Origin of the sequence: Mesorhizobium sp. M7A.F.Ca.CA.004.04.2.1 (assembly GCF_004022825.1) — a bacterium.
Lineage (GTDB): Bacteria > Pseudomonadota > Alphaproteobacteria > Rhizobiales > Rhizobiaceae > Mesorhizobium.
Window position 1 is genome coordinate 1 of the sequence record NZ_RZPH01000949.1, and the last position, 2,332, is coordinate 2,332.

General features: G+C 62.0%; 2 protein-coding genes and 1 pseudogene. All 3 read left to right on the plus strand.

Annotation, left to right across the window (positions count from 1 at the left end; translation table 11 throughout):
* On the plus strand, nt 1-718 hold a 718-nt coding region (locus EN893_RS29615), incomplete at its 5' end, for an ATP-binding cassette domain-containing protein (RefSeq protein WP_164901221.1).
* Between the two features lie 77 nt (nt 719-795).
* Nucleotides 796-1,395 carry a VOC family protein gene (locus EN893_RS29620; RefSeq protein WP_127272534.1) on the plus strand — a complete coding sequence of 200 codons (600 nt, stop codon included), beginning with the start codon at nt 796-798 and terminating at the stop codon, nt 1,393-1,395.
* Between the two features lie 141 nt (nt 1,396-1,536).
* Nucleotides 1,537-2,332: pseudogene (locus EN893_RS29625) on the plus strand (bifunctional salicylyl-CoA 5-hydroxylase/oxidoreductase); the annotation flags it as partial.

Here is a 2,332-nt window from a genome sequence, read left to right on the forward strand (position 1 = left end):
GCCCAGGGGCTCGGTGACCGGCATCGTCGGCGAATCCGGATCCGGCAAATCGACGCTCGGCCGTGCTCTGGTGCGGTTGCTGGAACCGAGCGCCGGCAGCATAACTTACGACGGCCGCGACATCACGCATCTGCCGGAAGCGGAACTGCGGCCACTGCGGCGCAATCTGCAGATGATTTTCCAAGATCCGATGTCGTCGCTCAACCCGCGCCGCACCATTGCAAGCATTATCGCCGCGCCACTCAAGCAAAATGGCCTCGGCGACAATCTCAAGGCGCGCGTTGCCGAGGCGCTGCAGCGCGTCGGCCTGCCGCAAAGCTTCGCCAACCGCTATCGCCACGAATTATCGGGCGGCCAGCGCCAGCGCGTCGGCATTGCGCGGGCGCTGGCGCTGTCGCCGAAATTCGTGCTGGCCGACGAGATCGTCTCAGGGCTCGACGTGTCGACGCAAGCGCAGATCCTGACGCTGCTGGAAAAGCTGGCGGCGGAAATGGGGCTGACCGTCGCTTTCATCAGCCACGATCTGTCGGTCATCCGGCGGCTGTGCCGGCAAGTGATCGTCATGCGCGAAGGCGTGATCGTCGAAGCGAGCGCCACCGACGCCTTGTTCGACAAGCCGCAGCAGGCCTACACGCGCGATCTCATCGCGGCCATTCCGCTGCCCGAGATCGATGCGAACTGGCTGGACATTCCTTCCGCCGCCAAGGCGCCGACATGAATGCATACGCACGCCGAAGAGCGGGCCTCGGGCGTGCGACCAAAAGACCCAAGTCCCGCCAAATGGAGAGGACTGACATGAAGACCACTATCGCAATTGCAACGCTGGCCGCCACGATGCTCGGCAGCGCCGGCATGGCCTCGGCGGATTCGATCCCGGGCATGCGCGGCCACGACCACACCGGCATCACCGTTCCCGATATGAAGCAAGCGGTCGACTTCTTCACCGAAGTGGTCGGCTGCAAGAAGGCGATGTCGTTCGGTCCGTTCGCCGACGACAAGGGCACCTTCATGCAGGATCTCCTGGGCGTCGACCCGAAGGCGGTGATCGAAGAGGTCACCATGGTGCGCTGCGGCTATGGTTCGAACATCGAGCTGTTCAAATACACAGCACCGGACCAGAAGAACCTGACGCCGAAGAACAGCGACATTGGCGGCTTCCACATCGCCTTCTATGTCGACGACGTCGCTGCCGCCAAAGCCTATCTCGAAGGCAAGGGCGTCAAGACGCGGATGGGGCCGCTGCCGGTCAAGGAAGGGCCGGCGGCCGGCCAGACCATCCTCTATTTCCAGGCGCCGTGGGGGCTGCAGCTGGAAGCGATCAGCTATCCCGACGGAATGGCCTATGAGAAGGACGCCGAGACGGTGCTGTGGAGCCCGAAGAACCCGGAAAAGTGATCCGGCAGCGCGCTTGCGCGATGACACGCAGGCGCGCTTTCGCCATGTCAGGACAATCGTTTTGATATAAAACTTTAAGCTTGAAATATCTTGTCGCCGGCGCGATACTGAACTCCAGCAAGCGAAGAGGAGATCGCAGACATGAAGGTTGCGGTTCTCGGCGGCGGACCAGCTGGCCTCTACTTTGCCATTTCGATGAAGCTGAGGGACGCCGCGCACGATGTGACGGTGTTCGAGCGCAACCGCGCCGACGACACGTTCGGCTGGGGCGTCGTGCTGTCGGCCGAGACGCTCGACAATCTGTCGAAAAACGACCCGGTCAGCGCTGTCTGGATCAAGAAGCACTTTGCCTACTGGGACGACATCGCCGTCATCCATGACGGCGTGCGCACGGTCTCGTCAGGTCACGGTTTCTGCGGCATCGGCCGCAAGCGGCTGCTGGTCCTGCTGCAGCGCCGGGCGCGCGAACTCGGCGTCAAGCTGATGTTCGAGACCGACATCGCCGATCCCAAACCTTACATGGAGACGCATGATCTGGTCGTCGCGGCCGACGGCCTCAACTCCAGGGCGCGCAACGCTTTCGTCGACATCTTCAAACCCGACATCGACACCCGCAAATGCAAGTTCGTCTGGCTCGGCACCAACCAGAAATTCGACGACGCCTTCACCTTCATCTTCGAGAAGACCGAGCATGGCTGGGTTTGGGCGCACGCCTACCAGTTCGACAGCGACACCGCGACGTTCATCGTCGAGTGCAGCGAACAGACCTGGACTGCTTTCGGCTTCAGCGCGATGTCGCAGCAGGAATCGATCGCTGTCTGTGAGCGGATCTTCGAAAAACATCTCGGCGGCCACGCGCTGATGACCAATGCCAACCATATCCGTGGTTCCGCCTGGATCAATTTCCCGCGCGTGCTGTGCGAGCGCTGGTCCTACA